Consider the following 24,450-nt stretch of genomic DNA (forward strand, 5'->3'; position numbering starts at 1 on the left):
CAATTTTTTTCAATCGCTTATAGCTTATGGCGATGAAGAGCATCGGCAGATGCTTCTCGCAATGCAGGCTCGGTCCTGCAGCAGCACCCGTACCGCGATACCTTGACGCCGCTCATCCATGAGCGGGTCCTCAAGGCTCGGTTATGACTGACAGTCAGGCTGTCAGGGAGGCAAATGGACAATCCAATCAATGAATTGGCGGCGGCCGTGCATGACGGCCTTGGTCTGAAATATCCGCCAGTAATCGATCTTGGCCCGCAACTCACCCGCGAGCAATTGCTCGCCTCGATGAACGCCACCCTGCGACTTCACAAGGGCGGCCCTGTCTGGCTGTTCGCTTATGGCTCGCTGATCTGGCGCCCTGAATGCAAGGCCGTCGAACGTCAGCGCGCACGGGTGTATGGCTACCATCGCGGCTTGTACCTGTGGTCCCACGAACATCGCGGCACGCCGGAAGTGCCAGGCCTGGTATTCGGTCTGGACCGTGGCGGTTCCTGCACGGGATTCGCCTACCGCTTGCCGGATGAATGCCTTGAAGACTCACTGTTCGCGCTCTGGCAGCGCGAAATGCCTTATCCCTCTTATCGCCCGCACTGGCTGAGCTGCCGTCTTGAAGATGGCACGCAGGTTCAGGCTTTGGGATTTGTGCTGGAGAGGCATTTGCCCAGCTATGCGGGCAACCTGCCGGACAGTGTGCTGAGCCAGGTGCTGGCCAGCGCGAGCGGGCGTTATGGCACGACCCGCGAGTACGTCGAGCAGACCGTCAGCGCCCTGCGCAGCCACGCCATGCCAGATCTGAATCTGGAGGCGCGGCTGAAGCGTTGCCGGTCCAACCCGGTTACGCTTTGACTCAGGCTTCCCGAGACGTGCTGGCAACCTGTTTGTGACGTAGCGTTGGCGCAAGGAACGCCATGGCCAGGATGCATGCGCCGATCAGCAGCACAAAACCGCCATCCCAGCCGAAGTGATCAACGGTGTAGCCCATTGCCGCGCTTGCCGCGACCGAACCGCCCAGATAACCGAACAGCCCTGTGAAACCTGCCGCAGTACCGGCTGCCTTCTTGGGTGCCAGTTCCAGTGCCTGCAGACCGATCAGCATTACCGGGCCATAGATCAGGAAGCCGATGGAAACCAGAGCGATCATGTCGACGGTCGGGTTGCCTTCCGGGTTCAGCCAGTACACCAGCGTGGCGATGGTCACCAGGAACATGAACACCATGCCGGTCAGGCCGCGGTTGCCCTTGAAGATCTTGTCCGACATCCAGCCGCACAGCAGCGTGCCCGGAATACCTGCCCACTCGTACAGGAAATAGGCCCACGAGGTCTTGTCGACCGTAAAGTGCTTGGCTTCTTTCAGGTAGGTCGGTGCCCAGTCCAGCACGCCATAGCGCAGCAGATAGACGAACACGTTAGCCAGGGCGATGTACCACAGCAGTTTATTGCGCAGCACATATTTGACGAAGATTTCCTTGGCGCTGAATTCTTCTTCATGGCTGGCATCGTAGCCTTCCGGATAATCGTTCTTGTAGTGCTCGATGGGCGGCAGGCCAACCGATTGCGGGGTATCGCGCATGGTTGCGAAGGCGAAGACTGCCACCATCAGAGCCACGGCTGCCGGCACATAGAATGCGGCGTGCCAGTCGTTGGTCCAGCCCATGCCCAGCAGGAACAGCGGGCCGATCAGACCACCGCCCACGTTATGCGCCACGTTCCAGACCGAAACCACACCGCCGCGCTCTTTCTGCGACCACCAGTGCACCATCGTTCGCCCGCTCGGCGGCCAGCCCATGCCCTGTGCCCAGCCGTTTATGAACAGCAGCACAAACATGATCGTGACACTGGACGTCGCCCAGGGCGCGAAACCGAAAATGAACATCACCCCGGCCGACACCAGCAACCCGAACGGCAGGAAATAGCGCGGGTTGGAGCGGTCCGAAACCAGCCCCATCAGGAATTTCGACAAGCCGTAGGCAATCGCGATGGCCGACATGGCAACACCCAACTGCCCGCGTGTGTAGCCTTCCTCGATCAGGTAAGGCATCGCCAGGGAGAAGTTCTTGCGCAGCAGGTAGTAACCGGCATAACCGATGAAAATACCGGCGAAAATCTGCCAGCGCAGACGGCGGTAAGTGCTGTCGACCTTTTCTTCAGGCAGGGGTGCCAAGTGCTTGGCAGGACGGAAAAACGCAAACATGCAGACGCTCCGGGTTTTTATTTTTTGCGAAAGCGAATATTACATTTTCGTTACAGAAAAAAGCAGCGCTTTTTCTGAAAGGTGAGTGGGAAATGTGAGGCTGTTCGTGTTCTTTTTTGAACATCCGGGTTTGGTAGTGATAACTAACGCTGGCGGCCTGTCAGCGGGTTCTTGATCCTTATCGCATTGAGCCGCGTCCCTCTATCCTCTCCTCGTGTTCCCGACACGACGTTCCCGGTTATGAAAAGGCCGTGCGAGAGAGGTCTGCACGGCTTTTTTGACAAGCTGCTTTGTCACTATTTATAGAGCACATCCTGAGGTTCGATTTTCAAGTAACCCTTGAAGTCGAAGCCTTGTTCATCCTTTTTCAGAAAATGCTCCAGTGTTCTTACCGAGGTTGCCTCCGCATCGGTTTTCAATGCACCCGTTAACGGTGTGCCTGTCCTTTTTGCTGCCGCTTGGTAAGCGGCAAGTACGAAGTGTGAGCAAAATGCACCCTGGATTCGGGGCGTATTTTCAAACGCCTGGTCTCCATATTTATCGCTCGCATCCTTGGCGCCACTCTTGAAGTTAGAGTTTCTTACGACGCTCAATACACATTTGAGTTTTGAGTAAGGAATCGTCTTGTCTTCGCTCCAGACTTGCCCAATCTGGGCGGCCCAGTCGCCCAGATTTTTATCCTTGGGCGAGTACACCTTGTACAACCCCTGTTGCACTGGACCCGAAGATGACGAAAGTTGAGCGCCGCCTCGCATTTCGACGATCTCTGATTCGCCTTTTCCTTTTGCCTCGGCCTTGCCCGGATTATTTGGTGTTTTCGACCACATGACGGCATGTACCAGAGCCGAGTCGCCTTTGTTATGGCGCAGTAGAGAAAGAGAAGGTAAAAGCTGTCCGGTTTTTATTATTTTATGAGTGAGTGTTGTGTTGTCAGGTTGATCCATCAATATGAGAATATCTCCTGCTGAAAGATCGCTTTTTTTAAGTTTTTCATTGAAGACGGCTGTGGTGCCCTGCACACCGCTTGCTCCTCGTTTGGTGCGGTCCTTCAGCTCAGGATTTGTGTCTTGGGCAGAAGCCCTGCTTGTGGAAGCTCCAGCAGTCCCTGTGGTTGCCGGTGGGCTTGATTCGGCCTGGTAGCCTGATAAAGGTGTATTAGTGTTTCCAACGCGCATGAGAGTTCTCCATAGTTATTTCTACGCGTTGTAGGTGGTTCTCCTACGTCCAGCGGTTCCTTTTATGAAAACGGAATTTATTTCTTTTTGTTTTTGAAATGCTCGGAAATGATTTTCTATTGAGTTCGGGCTGTTGGCAGGTAATAGCAGAGTCGTTTTCATTGCGACGGCATGTTGGGCTTTCGCGAATAAATTCGCTCCTACAATTTGTGTGGGAGCGAATTTATTCGCGAAGACTCAGGCCGCCTGGCTCATCTTCAGAACCTCATCAAAATGGACGCTGTCGGACAGGTTCGCATGCGGTTGGAGCGCCTCATGAAACGCCATGATTGCCGCCTCGATGCTTGCCCCAAGATTGCTCAGTGCCAATGTGATCTGCTGACTGGTTTCTGGTCCCGGAACCCACGCTACTGATTGATTGGTAACCTGCGGTTGGTTATCAACGGCCTTATCCTGCGCCTGACGTGTGGCCAGTGCTTGTGCAGCCTCCTCGACCTGACGGCGTGCAAGCGCCAGAGCGGCCTGTTTTGCTTCTTCGATCTGACGCCTGGCCAGTTCGCGAGCCTCTTCTTCGGCCTTGATCCGCGCAGCCTCTTCTGCGGCGCGCTGTGCCTGGAGGCGAGCGGCTTCGGCTGCCTGGCGCTGGGCTTGCTCGGCTACAAGTCGGGCTTCAATCTCCTTCATCCTGGGCTTGAGTTCATTCAGGAAACGGTTGGACTCCAAAAAGAAATGGGCATTAATACTCATGGAGTAGGGATCCATTGATCGTATACCCGGCATATTGCGAAGTTGCTCGCTGAGCTCCAGATCTTCCTTACTCCAAGGGGTTCCGCCAAAATTTGCAACTGCCGCATTAACGTGTTCTTGCGCCAACCCAGCACGTTTGCTGTTAATGAGCTGGTCGGCAGCAGTGCAATATTGCCTGATGACTTGCAGTTCACTGAGCCCGTTCGTGTTGCCAGCTTGTGCTGTCAGCTCTGTTTTTAGAAAGCTCGGTAGCTTATTAAGGTAGTTTTGAAATTCTTCCATGATTGCTTTCTCTTGTTGGAGTGTTGTCATTGATGGTCATCGGGTGCTTTGAATCCCGGTTTTCCATTCTGGGCACGCCACTTTTTTACTGTTTCCAGAATCCCTTGAGCCGTGTCGATCTCCGGGTAATAAATCAAATCTGAGCCGTCAGGATGCCCCGTTATTTCTGTAAAGTGCTCCAGTAAAAGGCGAGTGTGTCTTTCAAATTCTTTCCCGGGAAGTTTTCTAGGGTTGGTGAATTCGTTGATAAGATCTAGAAAATCTTGTTCTGTGTAATCTTCCAGTTTTCTTTTGAGGTTCATTGCAATCTCCTGTGATGTTCAATGTGCTGCTTGGGTGGAAGTACTCTCAAGTTGTCAATGTCGTAGACACCTCCGCCGTTTGCTATTTCATATTCATGATGAATTTCAAACGTTTTCCGTCTTCCCACTTGATCCGCCTGCCTTGGTTGGGGAGCACGTCCTGACTTCATAAGCGCAAGGTTGCGATGGGAAAATTGCCCTTGAAGCTCTGGGTCGCGGGCTATCGCCTTCCAGATTTCTTCTCGTAATCTGCCAAAACTACTGAACTGCCTACCCCGCAACTGATCCGCAATCTGCGAAGGAATGGGAGCCCCTTGCGCACGGGTGCTTTCGCCTAGCCAGGTGCCTGTTACCGGTTTTCCGTATCCTGTAGCGACTCCCGGAATAGTCCGTGGGTCCTTGAAAAGCAGATACGTGTCAGGCAGTCCGGAGCCTGGCGGGAATACCAGGATGTAATCGTCGGGGTCGTCATTGACGAAGCTCGGCAGTTCGTCAGCGCGTGCGCCCTGTGGCGATACATCCACGCCAGGGTCGACCGGCAAGACCGGTTTCTGGCCCGGGAAACGGGTGGAGCTGTCTGCCGGTTGTTGAATTGGAGTCCAGACCAGCGCTGGCCGGGTATCGCCGTCACGAATAAATTCGTAGGTATTGTTCTGAGCGTTGTACGTGAAATTTCGGACACGAACTTTGGTGCCGACTTTTACGCCGTCCGCCGCCACCCACTTGGCGACTGATTGTTGCCCGTCATCCGCCATGACCAGCCGGTGCGGAACATCAATGCTGCCCTTGACGCTGGCAACGTATTCCATGTCCACATCAGGTGGCAGGTTGAGCTGCGCAGCAGGGCTTGCAACGATTGTGGGTGTACGTTCGGCATCGCCTAACGTAGGCGAGTACAGTGCCAGGGCAACTCCGGGGTTAAGCTTCAAACGGCTGATTGCCGTTTTGATGAATATCTCTTTAGCGATCTGTCCGGCCTTCTCCAGTGCTTCGGAGGGGCTGGAGGTGCTCGATGGCGTGATTGCCGACCACAAGCGCTCTGCGCCTGCTCGTGTTGATGGAGCGGTGTTATGGCTGGCTTGAGACACCCGTGCATGACGCTCGGATAACTCCGTGGAACGCTGTTCCAGAAATGCTGCCGACTCAGCGAGCAGCCTGGCTTCATGCTCATTGTTGACGGCATCCGTCCAGGCCTGATGGGCCTGTTGAGCGCGCTGCGGATTGCCCTGGCTGCGGGATTCCAGATAATAGCGATACTGCTCCGGTGTGCTGGCCGACAGTACTTCGCCATACGTCAGTGTCTTGAGGTTGCGTTGTTCCAGCTCGGCCTGTTTGCCGGCCAGCAAATAGTTGATCCGGGACTTTTCCTGAAGGATCAGATCCGCAAGCTGTTGGCTGGTCGGGTTGCTCGACAGAGGTTCGAGGTCAGTTTGAATCTCGCCTAGCAGCGCGGCGGGTAGCCCAGGAGCAGTCTGTTCGTAACGCAGGGCAAGATCAGATTTGATTGTCTGCTGAGTCTGGGCGAGGTCGCTGATTGTTTGCCGATAGGCCTGCTCGCGCTGGGCTTGAGCTGCGGCTTGAGCGCGTGCGTGCTCTGCGGCTTGTGCCTGCGCATGGGCCTGAGCGTGCGCTTGCTGTTCAGCTTTGGCCTGAGCTTCTGCAGCAGCACGAGCCTGGGCGGCCTGTTGCCGGGCTTGGGCGTGCAATCGTCGACGCCGTTTTCTACGTTTTGAAGAGCCCGTATTCGTGAAGCTCCGGTCAAAGAAACCGGTGTTTTGAGGCGCAGGATTGCTACTGGGCGATATGTTTACCGTTCCAGTTGTTGTGTCATGTAATACGTTGGTTTGTCGCTTCCTTCGCGTAGCCATACAATTCTCCTTGTTTGTATGGCTGAACGTTACGAATTAGATGATGGGTGATGCGGTATATGTATGTTGTTTTAGAGGGGGGTAAGTTTTTTCGATTTAAGCGTCTGTCAGATTTTTTGGAGGAGCGATAAATATTTATTATTGGTTGTAATTTCGCGAATAAATTCGCTCCTACAACGTGTGTGGGAGCGAATTCATTCGCGAAACTGGATAGTGAAATAACCGCCCGATCTGCAAGTTTAATTTCACAACTTCCCAGGTTTAACCTGCTTTCACCCAATCGCTACAACAACCTTCCCCACCGCACTCCTTTTCCCCAACACTTCAATCGCCTCTGCCCCTCTTTCCAGCGGATAAACCTGCGATACCAGTGGTTTCAACTTTCCTTCTGCATACCAGCCAAACAGTTGCTTGAAGTTCGCGGCATTGTCTTGAGGTTGTCTTTGTGCGAAAGAGCCCCAGAACACACCGACCACTGATGCGCCTTTCAACAAGGCGAGGTTTACAGGCAGTTCGGGGATGCGGCCGCTGGCGAAACCGACGACCAGCAGGCGGCCATTCCAGGCGAGGGTACGTACGGCCTGGTCGAAGAGGTCGCCGCCGACCGGGTCGTAGATGACGTCGACGCCGTTGCCTGCCGTCATGCGTTTCACTTCGTCCTTGAGGCTGGTTTCGCTGTAGTTGATGAGTTCGTCTGCGCCGGCATTGCGGGCGACTTCGAGTTTTTCGGCGCTGCTGGCGGCGGCGATGACCCGGGCACCCAGGGCTTTGCCGATTTCCACGGCGGCGAGGCCCACGCCGCCTGATGCGCCGAGCACCAGCAGGGTTTCGCCGGGTTGCAGGTTGGCGCGTTGTTTGAGGGCATGCATGGAGGTGCCGTAGGTCATGCTGAAAGCGGCGGCGGTGGTGAAGTCCATGGATTCGGGAATCGGCAGTACGTTGTAGCCCGGTACCGCAACCTGTTCGGCGAAGCTGCCCCAGCCGGTGAGGGCCATGACCCGGTCGCCGGGTTTGAGGTGGGTTATCTTTTCACCGACCTGCGAGATGATGCCTGCTGCTTCGCCGCCGGGTGAAAAGGGGAAAGGCGGCTTGAACTGGTATTTGCCTTCGATGATCAGCGTGTCCGGGAAGTTGACGCCTGCAGCCTGTACATCGAGCAGGATTTCGTTCTTCTTGATGACGGGGCTGTCGACGTTTTCCAGGACCAGGGTGTCGGCAGGGCCGAAGGCTTTGCACAGCAGGGCTTTCATCGGGCTATTCCTTTTCCGGTAATGGCCGATAAGGTCGGATATGCAGGTTTTCGGGTCAATGAGCATGGCCCGGCCTTATAAGCGTGTATAAGCTGTAACCTACGCGGGCAACCCGTATTAAGGAGTGGACTGTGAAAGCGTGGATCTTGATGTTGTTGGCCTTGTCGTTGCCTGCCCTGGCGCAGGAAGAAGCCAAAGAAGGTGAAGGCGAGCCCAAGGCGGCTTATGTGTCTCTGACGCCTCCGTTTGTGGGCAACTATGCCCTTGATGGCGGCCCGAAGTTGCGCGTCTACAAGGCTGATATCGCCCTGCGCGTTACCGGCGCCGATGCCCAGGCGGCGGTCAAGCGTAATGACCCGCTGATCCGTAATCTGCTGGTTGCCCTGTTTACCCAGCAGACCGTCGATTCCATGAGCAGCGCCGATGCGAAGGAAAAGATTCGTCAGGAAGCACTCAAGCAGGTCCAGCAGGTAATGACCAGCGAAGAGGGCAAGCCGATCGTTGAAGACTTGCTGTTCAACAACTTTATCGTTCAGTAACGCCCTCAGCGCAGTGCTAGGATCGCCGACCATTGTTCGGCGGTCACGGGCATCACAGACAGTCGGCTGCCTTTCTGCACGAGAGGCAGTTGTTCAAGCGTCGCCTGTTGTTTCAGGTAACCCAGCCCCAGCACTTTCGGGAAGATTTCCACGAAGGCGACATCGATTGCGCTCCATGGATTCTTGTCGGCGCTGGCCTTGGCGTCGAAGTAGTGACTTTCCGGCTCAAGGGCCGTGGGGTCCGGGTAGGCCGCCTCGATAATCCTGCCGATACCGGCAATCCCCGGCTCCGGGCAACTGGAGTGATAGAAAAAGAACTCGTCCCCCACCGCCATGCTGCGCAGGAAGTTGCGGGCCTGATAGTTGCGCACGCCATCCCAGCGGGTTTGGCCGAGGCGTTGCAGGTCACTGATCGAGAGTTCGTCGGGTTCTGACTTCATCAGCCAATAGGCCATCGGGTGTTCTCCATGGAAATACACAACTTGGGGATGTTTTTATGACAAACCGACAGTCGGTTGGGGCCACTATTTGCGTACTGGTTCACGTTATCGCAAAATGCCGCCCTTTTAAGCACCTTGCTGTTACATGGCCTTTACGAAGAGTGGCTGTTGGCAGCGATTGATTTGTCGAAGGAGGGCAGTCAATGAAACGCAAGCCGGATTTACTGTGGGTTTTAGTGGCATTGTTCGGCTTGGGTATCGTGACTACCGGTTATGCGCAGAGCTTGTGGACCAACAAGGTCGATGCGCCTGTCGAGATCACTCAGCAGCAACAAAAGGTCCCCGGTCGGTATTGATGTTTTAAGCTTCTTTCTTTTCCGGGGGCTATGCCTGTAGCTCCCGTCGCGTCACTTCCCTTCCTGTTGTGCCAGATACCAGCGTTTGTCCGATACCGTGCCTTGCAACGGTACATCCCAGCTTGCCTGTGCGAGCCGTTCGACTTTCTGGCATTCATGGGCCAGACCCAGCAGCAGCGGTTTTTTCCAGGTTTTTCTGCGCGCCAGATACGCCAGGCTGCGGTCATAGAAACCGCCGCCCATGCCGAGGCGTCCGCCTTCTTCATCGAATCCGACCAGAGGCATGAGAATCAGATCCAGCGCCCATATCCTGCGTTGCCGTGCGCGGTTGATGCGCGGCTCCGGGATGCGAAAACGGTTGGGGATGAATTTCTCGCCAGGGCGCACGCGCTGGAAAACCATCCTGGTGCGTGGCCAGGCATTCAACACCGGCAGGTAAGTCGCCTTGCCCCGGCGTTGTGCGGCCCGCAGCAAAAGTCGTGGATCGATCTCGCCGTCCATGGGCAGATAAAGCGAGACATGCCGGGCGCGGCGAAACAGGGGATGTTGTGCCAGTTGGCGATACAGACCGCGAGCGGCTGCGCGTTGCTGGGCAGGACTCAAGGCACGACGCGCCTTGCGTAGCTGGCGGCGCAGTTGCGGGCGTGTGAGTGTCGGGTTGCTGGTCATGAGCGCAAGGTCATGCAGGCTGATCCGTGAGGTTGAAACCAGGTACGGAATCGACATTGCCAGACAGCTGGACTGGCAATGGATTGAATGAGGACTCCCCGACGAACCGCTGTCGGTGTAGCCCTTGAACCCGAAAGTTCAAGGTGGTGATTGCAGGAGGTCTTAAGGCTTTCCGTCAAGCGGACATGCACACCGACCCCAACGTGCAACCCCCGTGGTTGTGCGTATCGGCTCAGGGACATGACCGACTGGCAAGCACTCCAGGGAGCGGCGCAAGTATACAGAAACGTCTGCAAATAATCAGCTACGAGGTGAATCGGGTGTTGTCGGAGTGTCTGTGGACAGCGCCAGATCGACTCTTTCCAGCAGGTCGCGCACCTGTTCGCGGGTCGAACCGCTGGTTTGCACGTCAGGCAGATTCTGTTTGTGCAGCAGGTCGTGAGTGATGTTCAGGGCAGCCATGACCGCAATGCGGTCTGCGCCGATCACTTTGCCGCTGCTGCGGATTTCACGCATCTTGCCATCCAGGTAGCGGGCGGCGCTGACCAGGTTGGTGCGCTCTTCCTGAGGGCAAATGATCGAATATTCCTTGTCGAGGATTTGAACGGTAACGCTGTTGCCATTACTCATGAGTCTTGCTCCAGGGCCTTGAGGCGCGAAATCATGGACTCGACCTTCTGCCGGGCGATTTCGTTCTTTTCGATGAGGTGGGCGCGTTCCTCGCGCCAGGATTTTTCCTGAGCTAATAGGAGTGCATTTTGGCTTTTAAGTTGCTCGGTGTGCTTGAGCAGCAATTCGAGCCGGTTCATCAGGGCTTGCAGATCGGTGTCTTCCATTGTTTTCCACTGAATACTTTCTGATGAATGGCACGGAGTCAGGTAACGCCACTGCCTCTAACCGCCGTGTTGATGATCTTGTTGCGCGGATAGTCTAGGATACAAGGCCTTCATTCTAGACATTGCGCCGTTTGGCGACTAGCTGCCCATGCCCATTCAGAATTCTCCGTACAAAGCATTTGCCACTCTGCTCAATACCAGTGGCCATCCGGTTTCCCCTGCCGAACTGCACGGCCTGTTGCTGGGGCGCAGTTGTGCCGGTGCCGGCTTCGATAGCGAAGGCTGGTTTGCCGATGCTTCCGTACTGCTTGAAACCGAGCCTGAAGACAACGTTCGCCAGGCGCTGATCGGCCTGCAGGAGATGGTCAAGGGCGAACTCACCAGTGATGACATGACGGTCGTGCTGTTGCTGCCCGGCGATGACGAGCCGCTGGCCGAGCGCGCTGCTGCACTGGGCCAATGGTGCCAGGGTTTCCTGTCGGGCTTTGGCCTGGCGGTTGGAGATGCGGTGCTGAGCATCGAAGCCACTGAAGTGTTGCAGGATCTGGCGGCCATCGCTCAGGTTCAGGATGCACTTGAAGAATCCGAAGACGGCGAAAGCGATTACATGGAAGTCATGGAATACCTGCGCGTCGCACCACTGCTGCTGTTCACCGAATGCAGCAAGGCCGTTGCGCCACAGCCCAAGCCTTCCCTGCACTGATTGCCCATCACGGCGCGCCGGCAGGGTTTCTACAGACCTGACCGGCTCGCTCCACCAAGGGACCCCGTCTGCCCATGATCTCTATCCCGAAGTCCGAATACGCCCGTCGACGCAAGGCCCTGATGGCCCAGATGGTGCCCAACAGCATCGCCATTCTTCCGGCCGCGGCTGTTGCGATTCGCAATCGTGATGTCGAGCATGTCTACCGGCAGGACAGCGACTTCCAGTACCTGAGCGGCTTTCCCGAGCCTGAAGCTGTGGTGGTGCTGATTCCGGGGCGTGAATATGGCGAGTACGTGCTGTTCTGTCGTGAGCGCAATCCGGAGCGCGAGTTGTGGGACGGGCTGCGCGCCGGTCAGGAAGGCGCCATTCGGGATTTCGGTGCCGACGATGCCTTCCCGATCAACGACATCGACGACATCCTGCCGGGCCTGATCGAAGGGCGCGAGCGGGTGTATTCGGCCATGGGCAGCAACCCTGAATTCGACCGGCATCTGATGGAGTGGATCAATACGATTCGCTCCAAGGCCCATCTGGGGGCGCAGCCGCCGAACGAGTTCGTTGCGCTGGATCATCTGCTGCATGATATGCGCCTGTATAAATCGGCAGCGGAAGTGAAGGTCATGCGCGAGGCTGCGCAGATTTCCGCTCGTGCCCACATCCGGGCGATGCAGGCCAGCCGTGCCGGGTTGTATGAGTTCAGCCTGGAAGCCGAGCTGGACTACGAGTTTCGCAAGGGTGGGGCAAAGATGCCGGCCTACGGGTCCATCGTCGCTTCGGGCCGCAACGCCTGCATCCTGCACTATCAGCAGAACGACGCGCCGCTCAAGGATGGCGATCTGGTGTTGATCGACGCCGGTTGCGAGATTGATTGCTATGCCAGTGACATCACCCGCACTTTTCCGGTGAGCGGGAAGTTCTCGGCAGAGCAGAAGGCGATCTACGAACTGGTGCTCAAGTCTCAGGAAGCGGCGTTCGCGGCCATTGGCCCCGGCAAGCACTGGAACCAGGCACATGAAGCGACGGTCAGGGTCATTACGGCCGGGCTGGTTGAGCTGGGCCTGTTGCAGGGCGATGTAGACGAGTTGATCGAAACTGAAGCGTACAAAGCGTTCTATATGCACCGTGCCGGGCACTGGCTGGGCATGGATGTGCATGACGTGGGCGAATACAAGGTCGGCGGTGAATGGCGAGTGCTGGAGGTGGGCATGGCGCTGACCGTGGAGCCGGGGATTTATGTCTCTCCCGACAATCAGAACGTCGCGAAAAAATGGCGAGGTATCGGTGTGCGAATCGAGGATGACGTAGTGGTGACCAAGAAGGGGTGTGAAATTCTTTCCGGTGGCGTGCCCAAGACTGTCGCTGAAATCGAGGCCCTGATGGCCGCTGCACAGGCTCAGGTCGCATGAGCCGCTTCAATCTTGCCATCATCGGTGGCGGTCTGGTGGGTGCCAGCCTCGCTCTGGCCTTGCAGGCGGGCGCAAAGGCGCGCGGCTGGAAAATCGTCCTGATTGAACCTTTTGCTCCCGGCGATAGCTATCAACCCAGCTACGATGCACGCTCTTCGGCGCTGTCGTTTGGTGCGAGGCGTATTTATGAGCGCCTTGGCCTGTGGCAGCAGATCACCCGTCGTGCCGAACCCATCTTGCAGATTCAGGTGTCCGATCGCGGGCGTTTCGGCGCGACCCGTCTTGCCGCCATGGAAGAAGGCGTGCCGGCGCTGGGTTATGTGGTGGAAAATGCCTGGCTTGGCCAATGCCTGTGGGCGGGGCTGGATCGTGAAGTCGTGACATGGCGCGTGCCTGCCGAGGTCAAGCACATGCAGGCCCTGGCCGACGGCTATCGATTGACCCTCAATGACGAAACCGAACTGGAATGTGATCTGGCGGTGTTGGCCGATGGTGGCCGCTCCAGCCTGCGCGAACAGTTGGGGATTGGCGTGCGCGAACGCTCCTATGATCAGAGCGCCCTGATCGCCAACATCACCCCGAGCGAAGCCCATTGCGGACAGGCGTTCGAGCGCTTCACCGATGACGGTCCCATGGCTCTGTTGCCATTGCCGGAAAACCGCTGCGCGCTGGTCTGGACCCGCAAGGGCAACGACACTCAGCGGCTTGCGGCGCTGGATGACCGCAGCTTCCTCAGTGAACTGCAGAATGTATTCGGTTACCGCCTGGGCACCTTGCGTCAGGTCGGTTCGCGGCATGTGTATCCGCTTTCCCTGGTGGAAGCCGAAGAGCAGGTTCGTTCGCATCTGGTCGTGCTGGGCAATGCCGCCCACAGCCTGCACCCGATTGCCGGTCAGGGTTTCAACCTGTCGCTTCGTGATGCCGACGCTCTGGCTGAATCATTGCTGGAAAGCGATAAGCTGCCGGGCGACCTGTCGACCCTGCTGGCCTATCGTGAACGGCAGCGCCTCGATCAACAGATGACCGTGGGTTTTTCCGACAAGGTAACCCGGCTGTTCGGCAGCACGCAGCCTGTGGTCACCGCAGGCCGCAACCTGGGGTTGCTGGGGCTGGATCTGCTGCCACCGGCCAAGCGCTGGTTTGCCCGTCAGGCCATGGGTCTGGGGACTCGATCCGATGTGTGATCCACGAACTTTCAGAACACGGCCACGGCCGCAAGCGAGAACGATCTAAGCATGGAAACCCGCGCAGATGTGCTGATTGTCGGAGCCGGAATGGTCGGCAGCGCCCTTGCATTGGCCCTGCAAGGCAGCGGCCTGGATGTGGTCGTGGTCGATGGCGGCCCGCTGAGCGTCAAACCCTTCGATTCGCAATCGTCCTTCGAGCCCCGCGTCAGTGCTCTGTCGGCAGCCAGCCAGCGGATTCTGCAGCGCCTTGATGTCTGGGAAGGCATCGCCGCCCGTCGCGTCAGCCCTTATGGGCAGATGCATGTGTGGGACGGAAGTGGCACTGGCGAAATTCATTTCTCGGCATCCAGCGTGCATGCCGAAGTGCTGGGGCATATCGTCGAGAACCGTGTGGTGCAGGACGCTCTGCTGGAGCGGCTGCACGACAGTGATATCGGTTTATTGGCCAATGCCCGTCTGGAGCACATGCGTCATTCCGGCGACGACTGGCTGCTGACCCTGGCCGACGGTCGCCAGTTGCGTGCGCCGCTGGTCATTGCTGCCGATGGTGCCAATTCGGCCGTGCGCCGTCTGACAGGCACACCGACCCGGGAATGGGATTATCTGCATCACGCCATCGTCACCAGCGTGCGAACGGCGGACTCTCATCGCAAGACCGCCTGGCAGCGTTTTACCGACGATGGCCCGCTGGCGTTCCTGCCGCTGGAGCGCGAAGGCGAGCACTGGTGTTCCATCGTCTGGTCGGTGACGCCGCTTGAGGCCGAGCGCCTGATGGCGCTGGATGACGAAACCTTCTGCCGCGAACTGGAGCGGGCTTTCGAGGGCCGTCTGGGGCAGGTGCTGGCTTCTGACCCGCGAGTGTGTGTGCCGTTGCGTCAGCGTCATGCCAAGCGTTATGTCGCGCCGGGGCTGGCGCTGATTGGCGATGCCGCCCACACCATTCACCCGCTGGCCGGTCAGGGCGTGAACCTGGGCTTTCTGGATGCGGCGGTACTGGCTGAAGTGTTGCTGCATGCTGCCGAGCGTGGCGAGCGTCTGGCCGATGTCCGTGTGCTCGGTCGTTACGAGCGCCGCCGCATGCCACACAACCTGGCCCTGATGGCGGCCATGGAAGGTTTCGAGCGCCTGTTCCAGGCCAACCCGCTGCCGCTGCGCTGGCTGCGCAACACCGGCCTGAAGATGGTCAACCAAATGCCGGAAGCCAAGGCCATGTTTGTGCGTGAAGCGTTGGGATTGTCCGGCGAACTCCCGGAGCTTGCCCGCCTGTAGGAGCACGTGTTGTCAGGTCAGCTCGGTTGTGGGAGGCAGCTTGCTGGCGACAGGGCCGTTGAAGCCGATAAACAATCGTTGACTTCACTGTCCCCGTCGCCGGCAAGCCGCCTCCCACATGACTATGAGTCATGCGCCATATCGGGCTTGAAACATTCGGTAACGCCTCGGGCGGCTGTTCGATTGTGATCGAAAATGGGATTAACTACCATTTCGCCTCATTTTTCGAACGCGAGAGACTCCCATGCAGGCTAGCAAGCGTCTTCTGGCTGCTTTGACACTCACAGTGCTCGGCAGCACTGCCCAGGCCGCTGACGAGGTCGTGGTGTATTCATCGCGTATCGATGAGCTGATCAAGCCGGTCTTCGATGCCTACACGGCCAAGACCGGGGTGAAGATCAAGTTCATCACCGACAAGGAAGCCCCGCTGATGCAGCGCATCAAGGCCGAAGGCGAAAACGCCACGGCTGACCTGCTGCTGACCGTCGATGCCGGTAACCTCTGGCAGGCCGAGCAGATGGGGATTCTCCAGCCGTTCACCTCGCCGGTGATCGACGCCAATATCCCGCCCCAATACCGTTCGTCCAGCCATGCCTGGACCGGCCTGAGCCTGCGGGCGCGGACCATCGCCTACTCGACGGATCGCGTCAAACCTGCCGAACTGAGCACTTACGAAGCCCTGGCAGACAAGAACTGGGAAGGGCGCCTGTGCCTGCGCACGGCCAAGAAAGTTTATAACCAGTCCCTGACGGCGACCCTGATCGAAACCCATGGCGCCGAAGCGTCCGAGAAGATTCTCAAGGGTTGGGTCAATAACCTGTCCACCGATGTGTTCTCCGATGACATTGCGGTGCTTGAGGCCATCAATGCCGGGCAATGCGACGTCGGTATCGTCAACTCCTATTACTACGGTCGCCTGCACAAGGATAATCCCGACCTGGCAGTGAAGCTGTTCTGGCCGAACCAGTCGGATCGCGGCGTACACGTCAACCTGTCGGGTATCGGTCTGACAAGACATGCACCACACCCCGAGGCCGCCAAGGCGCTGGTTGAATGGATGACGGGCCCTGAGGCACAAGCCATCTTCTCCGGCATCAACCAGGAATTCCCGGCCAATCCGAAAGTCGCGCCATCGGCAGAAGTCGCCAGTTGGGGCACGTTCAAGGCTGACACCATTCCTGTCGAAGTGGCAGGCAAGCGTCAGGCCGAAGCAATTCGCATGATGGATCGCGCTGGCTGGAATTGATTTAATACCGCTACACCCTGTGGGAGAGAATCGGGCGGCGCTCCGCTTATTCGCGAATGAGCGGAGCGCCGCCCGATTCTCTCCCACAGCTTTTTCATGATTTTCGAGAATCCTCCTTGGCCCATCCCGTCCAACGTCGCTGGTATCCCCTGGTTTTTGCCATCGCCGCTCTGGTGCTGTTGCCGCTGAGTGTGTTGTTGCTGTCGTGGGAGACCATCGACCGGGAGATCTGGTCCCATCTGCTGGAAACCCAGATGGTTCGCCTGCTGAGCAATACGCTGATCCTGGTACTGGGGGTTGGCGTCGGTGTCACGGTGCTGGGCGTCAGTCTGGCGTGGCTGACCAGCCTCTGTGAGTTTCCCGGCAGGCGCTGGCTGGACTGGGCCTTGATGCTGCCGTTCGCGATTCCGGCGTATGTGCTCGCCTTTGTCTTTGTCGGCCTGCTGGATTTCTCCGGTCCGGTGCAAACCCTGATGCGGGAATGGTTCGGCAGCGGCCTGCGACTGCCTCGTGTGCGCTCCACGGGCGGGGTGATCATCGTTCTGGTGCTGGTGTTCTATCCCTATGTCTATCTGCTGGCGCGCACGGCATTCCTGGCTCAGGGCAAAGGTCTGATGGAAGCTGCGCGGGTGCTGGGGCAATCGCCGTTGCAGGCTTTCTGGCGGGTGGCGCTGCCCATGGCGCGTCCGGCAATCGGCGCCGGTGTGGCGCTGGCGTTGATGGAAACCCTGGCGGATTTCGGCGCGGTGTCGGTATTCAACTTCGATACGTTCACCACCGCGATCTACAAGACCTGGTACGGGTTCTTCAGCCTGTCCAGCGCAGCGCAACTGGCGAGCCTGTTGTTGCTGGCGGTCATGGTGGTGCTCTATGGCGAACGCCGCGCTCGTGGAGCCAGCCGCACGACCAATGAGCGACCGCGAGGCAAGGCGCTCTATCACCTGCGGGGTGTTAAAGCGCTGGCTGCCAGTGGTTGGTGCGGGCTGGTTTTCATCTGCGCCTTTGCCGTGCCCATGCTGCAGTTGGTCGTCTGGGTCTGGCAGAGGGGACGTTTCGATCTGGATGAGCGTTATACCGGCCTGATCCTGCATACCCTCTATCTGGGCGGTATTGCTGCGCTGATAACCGTCGGTGTGGCGCTGATTCTGGTTTTTGCACGACGCATGGCGCCTACTCCGGTGATTCGCTCCAGCGTGAGCCTGGCCAATCTCGGCTATGCACTGCCCGGTTCGGTACTGGCCGTTTCGATCATGCTGGCCTTCAGTTATCTGGACCGGCAACTGGTGATCCCGCTTTCCGGATGGCTGGGCGGAGCTGGCAAACCTTTGCTGCTGGGCAGCCTGTCGGCTCTGGTGCTGGCCTATCTGGTGCGCTTCATTGCAGTGGCTTATGGGCCGCTGGAAAACAGCCTGTCGCGGATTCGTCCTTCGCTGCCGGAGGCTGCTCGCAGTCTGGGTGTCAGTGGGCCAAAGTTGTTTTTCAAAGTGTATCTGCCGCTGCTGGTGCCGGGTGCATTGAGCGCGGCGCTCCTGGTCTTCGTCGACGTGCTCAAGGAGATGCCTGCCACCTTGCTCATGCGTCCTTTTGGCTGGGATACCCTTGCTGTGCGTATCTTCGAGATGACCAGCGAGGGTGAGTGGGCGCGTGCGGCACTGCCTGCCTTGACGCTGGTGCTGGTCGGGCTGTTGCCCGTGATCGGGTTGATCCGGCGCTCGGCGCGTCAGATTGGTTAGTCACTCCCCATACGGCTACAATGCGCCGCAATCGGTGCGGTCTGTCAGACCGTTCGGCGCGCTGTCATTTGCTGCATACCTCTATTCACGAGGGGCTTGCCTTTGATCTGCCTGTCCGCACCTTCGCCACGCCCGGAAGGAGAAACCCATGGGACAGCGTACCCCACTCTTTGACCTGCACCTCGCGCTTGGCGCGAAGATGGTCGATTTTGGTGGCTGGGACATGCCGTTGCATTACGGATCGCAAGTCGAGGAGCATCATCAGGTACGCCGCGATTGCGGAGTGTTCGATGTCTCTCACATGCATGTGATCGATGTCATGGGCAGTCAGGCAAAGGTCTGGTTGCGTTACCTGCTGGCCAACGACGTAGAACGGCTGAAAAGTCCGGGACGTGCGTTGTACAGCGCCATGCTCGATACCCGTGGCGGTATCGTCGACGACATGATCGTCTACCTCACCGCCAGCGGCTATCGCCTGGTGGTCAATGCGGCAACCGGCGCCAAGGACATGGCCTGGATGCAATCGCACCTCACCGGTTTCGATGTGCAACTGATCGAGCGTACAGGGCTGTCCATGCTGGCAATTCAGGGGCCGCGGGCCAGAAGCCGGATTGCCGAACTGGTGTCCAGCGCTCGCGCCGAAACCATTCATCAGCTCAAGTATTTTGAAGCCCGTGACGATGGCGACTGGTTCATTGCCCGCACCGGCTACACCGGTGAAGACGGTCTGGAAATCATGCTGCCAGCTGAACAGGCTCCCGGTTTTTTCAACGATCTGGTCGGCGCGGGCATTTCCCCTGTCGGTCTGGGCGCACGAGACACATTGCGTCTTGAGGCCGGCATGAACCTGTATGGCCAGGACATCGACGAAAACGCTTCGCCGCTCGTCTCGAACATGGCCTGGACCATTGCCTGGGAGCCGGCAGAGCGTGATTTCATCGGTCGCGATGCACTGGAAAGCGAACGTGCCGCAGGCGTAGCCTCGAAACTGGTGGGGCTGGTGCTCGAAGAGCGCGGCGTGTTGCGGGCGCGTCAGGTCGTGCGTATCGCAGAAATTGGCGAAGGAGAGATCACCAGTGGTAGTTTCTCTCCTACGCTAAGCAAATCGATTGCCCTGGCACGTGTTCCGATGGCGACTGGCGACCGGGCCGAAGTCGAAATCCGCGGCAAATGGTATCCGGTGCGTGTAGTGCAGCCAGCGTTTGTACGTCATGGCAAAACCCTGATCTAACCTATCTGGCGGGTTTTCCGCTGACTCGATGTAGAGGATGACTAAATGAGCAATATTCCCGCCGAACTGCGTTTTGCCGAAAGCCACGAATGGGCGCGTCTGGAATCCGACGGCACGGTAACCGTGGGTATTTCCGATCATGCCCAGGAAGCGCTGGGCGATGTGGTGTTCGTCGAACTACCGGAAGTGGGCAAGGTGTTCGCCGCCACTGACGCCGCAGGCGTGGTCGAGTCGGTCAAGGCGGCTTCCGATATCTACTCGCCTGTTGCGGGCGAAGTCATTGCGGTCAACGAAGAACTGGCCGACGCTCCGGAACTGCTGAACAGCACGCCTTACGAAGCCTGGATCTTCAAGCTCAAGCCAAGCGATGCTACCGCCGATCTGGCAAAACTGCTGGATGCTGCAGGCTACAAAAACGCCATCGGCGAGTAACCCCGAGGCAAAAAAATGCCGCTCGAAAGAGCGGCATTTTTCATGGGGCCAATTACTGGTTTTCGGCAACCAGGTTCTTGGCCAGGATCGCGTTGGCCAGCTCCATGTCAGTGGCTTGCAGGCCAGGATTGTCAGTGCGTACCTGCTGGATAGCCGCTTCCAGGAATGGACCGCGAATGCCGCCATTGCTGGCGACGAAGCTGCCTGCGTCATCCTGAGCGGCGACGATCAGCTTGTGATCCTTGAAGGTCAGGTAAGTCGAACCGGTGGTGGCACCGGAAGAAATCACATTACGCCAGAAACCGTCGGCCATCGCTGAACCGACCGGAAGTGACAGTAAGGCACATGTGATGACAGCATGTTTGAGGCGCATGGTGTTACTCCGACTGTGGTTGTTCTGAAGGGTTGGATAGCCGGAGTAGGTGTTGAGTTCAATCCGGATGATGGGCCTCGACCTTCAGGATGGCCCCATCCTGACCAATGACCTTTACCAGACGGCCTTCGCGCGTCTGGTCCGATAACGGGCGTAAGCCCGTTTCTAGCGCTGTTCGCTCTGTGGCGTGACCCGCAGCACTTCCTCCAGTGTCGTCAGCCCCGCCGAGACTTTTTGTGCGCCGGACAGGCGCAGGCTGCGCATGCCTTCCTTGAAGGCCTGGCGGCGCATGGCGGTCAGGTCCAGGTCGGCGCTGATCAAGGCTTTGACGCTGTCGGACATTAGCATGATCTCGTAGACGCCTGCTCGTCCACGGTAACCTGTTTCACGACATTCCACGCAGCCTACTGCCTGATGCGCGCCGCTCGGCACCGGAGCCTGCCAAGGGCGTGTCAGGGTCTGCCAGTCGGTTTCGTTCAGGTTGATCGGAGCCTTGCAATGCGGGCACAAGGTACGCACCAGACGTTGCGCCATGACGCCAAGAATGGTGGCCTTGAGCAGGTAATGCGGGACGCCGAGTTCCAGCATGCGGCTGATGGCGCTGGGGGCGTCGTTGGTGTGCAGGGTCGAGAGCACCAGGTGGCCGGTCAGCGCGGCCTGAATCGCCATCTCAGCGGTTTCCAGGTCACGAATCTCGCCGATCATGATGATGTCCGGGTCCTGTCGCATCAGGGCTCGCACACCGCTGGCGAAAGACAGGTCGATATTGTGCTGGACCTGCATCTGATTGAAGGCGGGTTCCACCATCTCGATGGGGTCTTCGATGGTGCACAGGTTGACCTCGGAGGTCGCCAGCTTCTTGAGTGTGGTGTAGAGCGTGGTGGTCTTGCCCGAACCGGTCGGACCGGTGACCAGAATGATGCCGTTGGGCTGATTGGTCATGCCCTGCCAGCGTCGCAAGTCATCGCTGGAGAAGCCCAGTTGATCGAAATCCTTGAGCAGCACTTCGGGGTCGAAGATCCGCATCACCATTTTTTCGCCGAACGCGGTGGGCAGGGTCGAGAGCCGCAATTCCACTTCGCCGCCGTCGGGCGTGGTGGTCTTGACCCGACCGTCCTGAGGCTTGCGCTTTTCCGCGACGTTCATCCGGCCCAGGCTTTTCAGGCGGCTGACCACCGCCATGGTGACCTGTGACGGGAACTGGTAGACGTTATGCAACACGCCATCGATACGAAAGCGCACGGTGCCTTGCTCCCGGCGTGGCTCGATATGGATATCGCTGGCGCGTTGCTGGAAAGCGTACTGGAACAGCCAGTCCACGATATTGACGATATGCGCGTCGTTGGCGTCGGGCTCCTGATCGCTGGCACCCAGCTTGAGCAGTTGCTCGAAGTTTCCCATGTTGCTGGTTTTCAGATCTGTCGCATTGGCACCGCTGACCGATTTCGCCAGTCTGAAGAACTCTACCGTCACACGCTGGATATCGACGGGATTGGCCACCACGCGCTTGATGGTCAGCTTCAGCACATGGGCAAGGTCTTCTTCCCAGGCGCGCACGTAAGGCTGCGCGCTGGCAATGGTCACGGATTCGCGATCCACGGCCACGGCGAGGATCTTGTGTCGCTGGGCAAAGGCGTACGACATCAAGGGCATGACGGCCGCGACATTGATTTTCAGTGGATCGATACGCATATACGGCTGGTCACATTGCTGTGCGAGCCAGTTGGTCAGGGTTTCCAGGTCGAGCTTCTTGCCTGCGCGCTTGAGGTCATCGAACTGCAGGGTCGCAATGAACTCCAGTGGATGAAGCTGGATATTGGCCGCGCTACGGCGCTGGGTGAGGGCTGTTTCTGCATCGTTCTGACTCAGGACGCCTTGGGCGACCAGATCACGTAGCAGGTCGTTCAGATCGAGCCAGCGATCCTGTGACGATGGGGCGAGGACTGCCATGCGCGCTCCTTGAGGCAATTCATCATCGGACGATGAGCAAGAATAGCCCTCAAGCGTGACAGTGTTGAGCCCTCTGTGCGACCGGGAATTACGAATGTTTGCGAGACACTTCAGCCAGCGACCAGTGCAACATGCTGATGAGCGGCTTGCGGGGCGTGGATTTGTTCCAGTTCCACCGAGCATACATCGATCAGATTGCGCATTTTTTCGCCAATCACCTGAGCTCGATGCCAGCTCAGCCCGTCGACTGTGACATCAATGGCCATCAACCCGTCCTGCCGTGAAACAATGGCGTTCTGCGGTGTCAGGTATTGCATGGCAAACAGATTGAGTACCTGACACAGCAGAGCCGGTTCTGCCTCGGCCAGAACCTGATAGCGCGCGCAGCAGGACGTTGTGGCGGGTGACCAGGTGTCTGGGCGAAGTTCCGGTGCTGCAACGGCTTCGAGGTTGGGCATACTGGCCTCTCCTGTATTGAATGGAGGAATTCTTGCACGCCGAAACGGAAATTTCTGGTCTATGATCAATAGGTTTAGGCTTTTTTGGAATTGTTAATGCGCAATATGGATTTTAAAGGGATTGTTTATGCAAGTTGAGCTGGATGCTTACGACCGCAAGATATTGGCATTGCTGCAAGAGGATGCCTCGCTCTCCAGTGCCCAGGTTGCAGAGAAAGTGGGTTTGTCGCAGTCGCCCTGCTGGCGGCGTATACAGCGGCTGAAGGATGAGGGCGTGATACGGCGCAATGTGACACTGCTGGACCGCAAGAAAATCGGCCTCAACACGCAGATCTTTGCCGAGGTCAAACTCAACGCCCACGGGCGCTCGAACTTCACCGAATTCACTGATTCGATCCGCGGCTTCCCTGAGGTGCTGGAGTGTTACGTGCTGATGGGCTCGGTGGATTTCCTGCTGCGCATCGTGACGTCGGATATCGAGGCGTATGAGCGGTTTTTCTTTGAAAAACTGTCGCTGGTGCCGGGGATTCAGGAAGTGAACTCGACCGTGGCGTTATCCGAGATCAAGTCCACAACCAGTTTGCCGATTGTGAAGTAGTTTTTTTCGCGACTGAAGTCGCTCCCACGTGGGAGCCAACTGTCTTTCATCGCTCCCCGATGAACGGGCATTTTCATGATGTCATCGCGGATAGATTCCGCGATGGCGGGCAACGCCCGCCCCCCATTCAAACCACCTGATCACGCCATGGTGTTCCGTCGCGCGCCATGGCGTTCAGGCGAATCAGCAACACCCGCATGCAGGCCACCAGGGCCACTTTCGCGCACTTGCCTTTGGCACGCAGCCTCGCATAACGCTCCTTGAAATCGGAGTTGTAGCGCACCATCCCCAGCGCACACATGTAGGCCGCACGGCGTAGTTTCGACCGCCCACCGTAGATCTGCCGCTTACCGGTCTTGGTACCGCTGTCGTTGTTGTACGGCGCCACGCCGGCCAAGGCAGCGATTTGTCCACGGCTCAGGTCGCCCAGCTCGGGCAGGTAGCAGAAGAGGCTGGCGATTGTCACGGCCCCCACGCCCTTTACAGCCTCTAGCCGTTGCAGCAGTTCTGAGTCGACCCGGCGGGTTTGTGCAGCGACAAGCTGATCCACCGACTTGATCTGCACTTTAAGGCTGGCCTCCAACGCGAGGTAGATTTCCACCACGCAGGGCAGTACGGCCTGTTTGATACGGCGCCGGTTGTCATCGCGTTGTTGAAGCAGGTTGCTACGCAAGTTGACCAGTTCAAGCAGGACTTCGCGTTCCTCGTCAGGCTTGGCGAAACCCTTTTCCTCCAGGCTGGAGGCGAACATGGCCAGCATTTGCGCGTCGATCGGGTCCGTCTTGGCGCGCTTGCCCATGGCCAGCGCGAACTGGCGTGAGCGGACAGGGTTGATACGCTGGACCTTGAACCCGGCATTAGCCAGCAGCTTTACCGACAGTCTCTCGTAACCCCCGGTGGCCTCAACAAGAACACGTTCAACCTGATGGGCGCTGAGGTACTCAGCGATGCTGGCGAGACCTTCTTCGGTGTTAGGCACGCAGAGATCATCTGCTTTGGGAAACAGTGCAACCTGCAGCGTGGCCTTGGAAACATCAATTCCGGCATAGGCGGACATGAGTAAAACCTCTAGGATAAAGAGTGAGAGGCGCTTTGGCCTGGCTCACGCTTGTTGTTCGAGGTCGGACTCAGTCAACTGTTCGAGCTTTGAGCCAAAGCGGGAAGAGTGGATGGCAGCTTGGCTCCCACACGTGCTCTGGGCAC

Annotated in this window: 26 protein-coding genes and 1 other RNA gene; 12 read left to right on the top strand and 15 right to left on the bottom strand. The window is 57.9% G+C overall.

The window, feature by feature from the left end; translation table 11 throughout:
* The first annotated feature begins 174 nt into the window (after nt 1–174).
* Nucleotides 175–849, top strand: coding sequence for a gamma-glutamylcyclotransferase (locus KQP88_RS01170; RefSeq protein ID WP_216704613.1), 675 nt, complete (start codon nt 175–177; stop codon nt 847–849).
* A gap of 1 nt (nt 850) precedes the next feature.
* Here KQP88_RS01170 and glpT read toward each other — a convergent pair whose 3' ends face one another.
* The 6 genes from glpT to KQP88_RS01200 all read right to left on the bottom strand — a co-directional run bounded on the left by glpT (nt 851) and on the right by KQP88_RS01200 (nt 7,818).
* Nucleotides 851–2,194: a glycerol-3-phosphate transporter gene (gene glpT, locus KQP88_RS01175; RefSeq protein WP_200993609.1), complete on the bottom strand. Its 1,344-nt coding sequence runs from the start codon at nt 2,192–2,194 to the stop codon at nt 851–853.
* Between the two features lie 296 nt (nt 2,195–2,490).
* A complete protein-coding gene (locus KQP88_RS25185) occupies nt 2,491–3,369 on the bottom strand; it encodes a hypothetical protein (protein WP_236249899.1) in 879 nt (292 codons plus the stop codon).
* A 237-nt stretch (nt 3,370–3,606) separates the two neighbouring features.
* A complete protein-coding gene (locus KQP88_RS01185) occupies nt 3,607–4,398 on the bottom strand; it encodes a hypothetical protein (RefSeq protein WP_216704614.1) in 792 nt (263 codons plus the stop codon).
* A gap of 26 nt (nt 4,399–4,424) precedes the next feature.
* On the bottom strand, nt 4,425–4,700 hold the full coding sequence (locus KQP88_RS01190; protein WP_216704615.1) for a bacteriocin immunity protein: 276 nt from the start codon (nt 4,698–4,700) through the stop codon (nt 4,425–4,427).
* Nucleotides 4,697–6,406: an S-type pyocin domain-containing protein gene (locus tag KQP88_RS01195; protein ID WP_253950536.1), complete on the bottom strand. Its 1,710-nt coding sequence runs from the start codon at nt 6,404–6,406 to the stop codon at nt 4,697–4,699. Before KQP88_RS01195 ends, KQP88_RS01190 begins: the two co-directional genes overlap by 4 nt.
* Before the next feature lie 434 nt (nt 6,407–6,840).
* Nucleotides 6,841–7,818: an NADPH:quinone oxidoreductase family protein gene (locus KQP88_RS01200; RefSeq protein ID WP_216704617.1), complete on the bottom strand. Its 978-nt coding sequence runs from the start codon at nt 7,816–7,818 to the stop codon at nt 6,841–6,843.
* A 131-nt stretch (nt 7,819–7,949) separates the two neighbouring features.
* Here KQP88_RS01200 and KQP88_RS01205 point away from each other — a divergent pair, with 131 nt between their 5' ends.
* Entirely contained in the window at nt 7,950–8,357 is a 408-nt protein-coding gene (locus tag KQP88_RS01205; RefSeq protein WP_025258004.1) for a flagellar basal body-associated protein FliL, read from the top strand.
* A gap of 5 nt (nt 8,358–8,362) precedes the next feature.
* Here the strand turns inward: KQP88_RS01205 and KQP88_RS01210 are convergent, their stop codons facing one another.
* Nucleotides 8,363–8,812: an EVE domain-containing protein gene (locus KQP88_RS01210; RefSeq protein ID WP_200993602.1), complete on the bottom strand. Its 450-nt coding sequence runs from the start codon at nt 8,810–8,812 to the stop codon at nt 8,363–8,365.
* Nucleotides 8,813–9,000: 188 nt separating this feature from the next.
* Between KQP88_RS01210 and KQP88_RS01215 the strand changes: the two genes are divergently transcribed.
* Nucleotides 9,001–9,153 (top strand): hypothetical protein, encoded by a 153-nt coding sequence (locus tag KQP88_RS01215; protein ID WP_198728135.1) that lies wholly within the window; start codon nt 9,001–9,003, stop codon nt 9,151–9,153.
* A 51-nt stretch (nt 9,154–9,204) separates the two neighbouring features.
* On the opposite strand, the gene KQP88_RS01220 is transcribed toward KQP88_RS01215, so the two are convergent.
* The 4 genes from KQP88_RS01220 to KQP88_RS01235 form a co-directional block, all read right to left on the bottom strand.
* Nucleotides 9,205–9,822 carry a 5-formyltetrahydrofolate cyclo-ligase gene (locus tag KQP88_RS01220; RefSeq protein WP_216705865.1) on the bottom strand — a complete coding sequence of 206 codons (618 nt, stop codon included), beginning with the start codon at nt 9,820–9,822 and terminating at the stop codon, nt 9,205–9,207.
* Between the two features lie 91 nt (nt 9,823–9,913).
* A non-coding RNA gene (gene ssrS / locus KQP88_RS01225) (6S RNA) lies at nt 9,914–10,092 on the bottom strand.
* 30 nt (nt 10,093–10,122) lie between these two features.
* Entirely contained in the window at nt 10,123–10,452 is a 330-nt protein-coding gene (locus KQP88_RS01230; RefSeq protein WP_200993601.1) for a cell division protein ZapA, read from the bottom strand.
* Nucleotides 10,449–10,658 (bottom strand): TIGR02449 family protein, encoded by a 210-nt coding sequence (locus tag KQP88_RS01235; RefSeq protein ID WP_117163697.1) that lies wholly within the window; start codon nt 10,656–10,658, stop codon nt 10,449–10,451. The genes KQP88_RS01230 and KQP88_RS01235 overlap by 4 nt, the downstream gene beginning before the upstream one ends.
* 148 nt (nt 10,659–10,806) lie before the next feature.
* Between KQP88_RS01235 and KQP88_RS01240 the strand changes: the two genes are divergently transcribed.
* The 8 genes from KQP88_RS01240 to gcvH all read left to right on the top strand — a co-directional run bounded on the left by KQP88_RS01240 (nt 10,807) and on the right by gcvH (nt 19,868).
* Nucleotides 10,807–11,361 (top strand): YecA/YgfB family protein, encoded by a 555-nt coding sequence (locus KQP88_RS01240; protein ID WP_200993600.1) that lies wholly within the window; start codon nt 10,807–10,809, stop codon nt 11,359–11,361.
* A 74-nt stretch (nt 11,362–11,435) separates the two neighbouring features.
* Complete coding sequence (gene pepP, locus KQP88_RS01245) at nt 11,436–12,770, top strand: Xaa-Pro aminopeptidase (RefSeq protein WP_216704618.1); 1,335 nt, start codon at nt 11,436–11,438, stop codon at nt 12,768–12,770.
* Nucleotides 12,767–13,954: a 2-octaprenyl-6-methoxyphenyl hydroxylase gene (gene ubiH, locus KQP88_RS01250; RefSeq protein ID WP_216704619.1), complete on the top strand. Its 1,188-nt coding sequence runs from the start codon at nt 12,767–12,769 to the stop codon at nt 13,952–13,954. The genes pepP and ubiH overlap by 4 nt, the downstream gene beginning before the upstream one ends.
* A gap of 51 nt (nt 13,955–14,005) precedes the next feature.
* Nucleotides 14,006–15,226, top strand: a complete 1,221-nt coding sequence (locus tag KQP88_RS01255; RefSeq protein ID WP_216704620.1) for a 2-octaprenyl-3-methyl-6-methoxy-1,4-benzoquinol hydroxylase — start codon at nt 14,006–14,008, stop codon at nt 15,224–15,226.
* A gap of 244 nt (nt 15,227–15,470) precedes the next feature.
* Nucleotides 15,471–16,472, top strand: a complete 1,002-nt coding sequence (locus KQP88_RS01260) for an extracellular solute-binding protein (protein WP_216704621.1) — start codon at nt 15,471–15,473, stop codon at nt 16,470–16,472.
* A gap of 116 nt (nt 16,473–16,588) precedes the next feature.
* On the top strand, nt 16,589–18,205 hold the full coding sequence (locus tag KQP88_RS01265; RefSeq protein ID WP_216704622.1) for an ABC transporter permease: 1,617 nt from the start codon (nt 16,589–16,591) through the stop codon (nt 18,203–18,205).
* 148 nt (nt 18,206–18,353) lie between these two features.
* Complete coding sequence (gene gcvT, locus KQP88_RS01270; RefSeq protein WP_200993593.1) at nt 18,354–19,436, top strand: glycine cleavage system aminomethyltransferase GcvT; 1,083 nt, start codon at nt 18,354–18,356, stop codon at nt 19,434–19,436.
* A 45-nt stretch (nt 19,437–19,481) separates the two neighbouring features.
* Nucleotides 19,482–19,868 (top strand): glycine cleavage system protein GcvH, encoded by a 387-nt coding sequence (gcvH, locus tag KQP88_RS01275; RefSeq protein ID WP_025258016.1) that lies wholly within the window; start codon nt 19,482–19,484, stop codon nt 19,866–19,868.
* Nucleotides 19,869–19,920: 52 nt separating this feature from the next.
* Here gcvH and KQP88_RS01280 read toward each other — a convergent pair whose 3' ends face one another.
* The 3 genes from KQP88_RS01280 to KQP88_RS01290 all read right to left on the bottom strand — a co-directional run bounded on the left by KQP88_RS01280 (nt 19,921) and on the right by KQP88_RS01290 (nt 22,649).
* Complete coding sequence (locus KQP88_RS01280) at nt 19,921–20,241, bottom strand: DUF2388 domain-containing protein (protein ID WP_216704623.1); 321 nt, start codon at nt 20,239–20,241, stop codon at nt 19,921–19,923.
* Between the two features lie 165 nt (nt 20,242–20,406).
* Nucleotides 20,407–22,191, bottom strand: a complete 1,785-nt coding sequence (locus KQP88_RS01285; protein WP_025258020.1) for a GspE/PulE family protein — start codon at nt 22,189–22,191, stop codon at nt 20,407–20,409.
* Between the two features lie 110 nt (nt 22,192–22,301).
* Nucleotides 22,302–22,649 carry a hypothetical protein gene (locus KQP88_RS01290; RefSeq protein WP_200993591.1) on the bottom strand — a complete coding sequence of 116 codons (348 nt, stop codon included), beginning with the start codon at nt 22,647–22,649 and terminating at the stop codon, nt 22,302–22,304.
* 127 nt (nt 22,650–22,776) lie between these two features.
* Here KQP88_RS01290 and KQP88_RS01295 point away from each other — a divergent pair, with 127 nt between their 5' ends.
* The gene (locus KQP88_RS01295; RefSeq protein WP_025258022.1) at nt 22,777–23,247 is read left to right on the top strand and encodes an Lrp/AsnC family transcriptional regulator; all 471 of its coding nucleotides are present in this window, start codon (nt 22,777–22,779) and stop codon (nt 23,245–23,247) included.
* A 127-nt stretch (nt 23,248–23,374) separates the two neighbouring features.
* On the opposite strand, the gene KQP88_RS01300 is transcribed toward KQP88_RS01295, so the two are convergent.
* Nucleotides 23,375–24,304, bottom strand: a complete 930-nt coding sequence (locus tag KQP88_RS01300; protein WP_216703852.1) for an IS110 family transposase — start codon at nt 24,302–24,304, stop codon at nt 23,375–23,377.
* Nucleotides 24,305–24,450: the final 146 nt, after the last annotated feature.

This window comes from Pseudomonas lijiangensis (genome assembly GCF_018968705.1).
Taxonomy (GTDB): Bacteria; Pseudomonadota; Gammaproteobacteria; order Pseudomonadales; family Pseudomonadaceae; genus Aquipseudomonas; species Aquipseudomonas lijiangensis.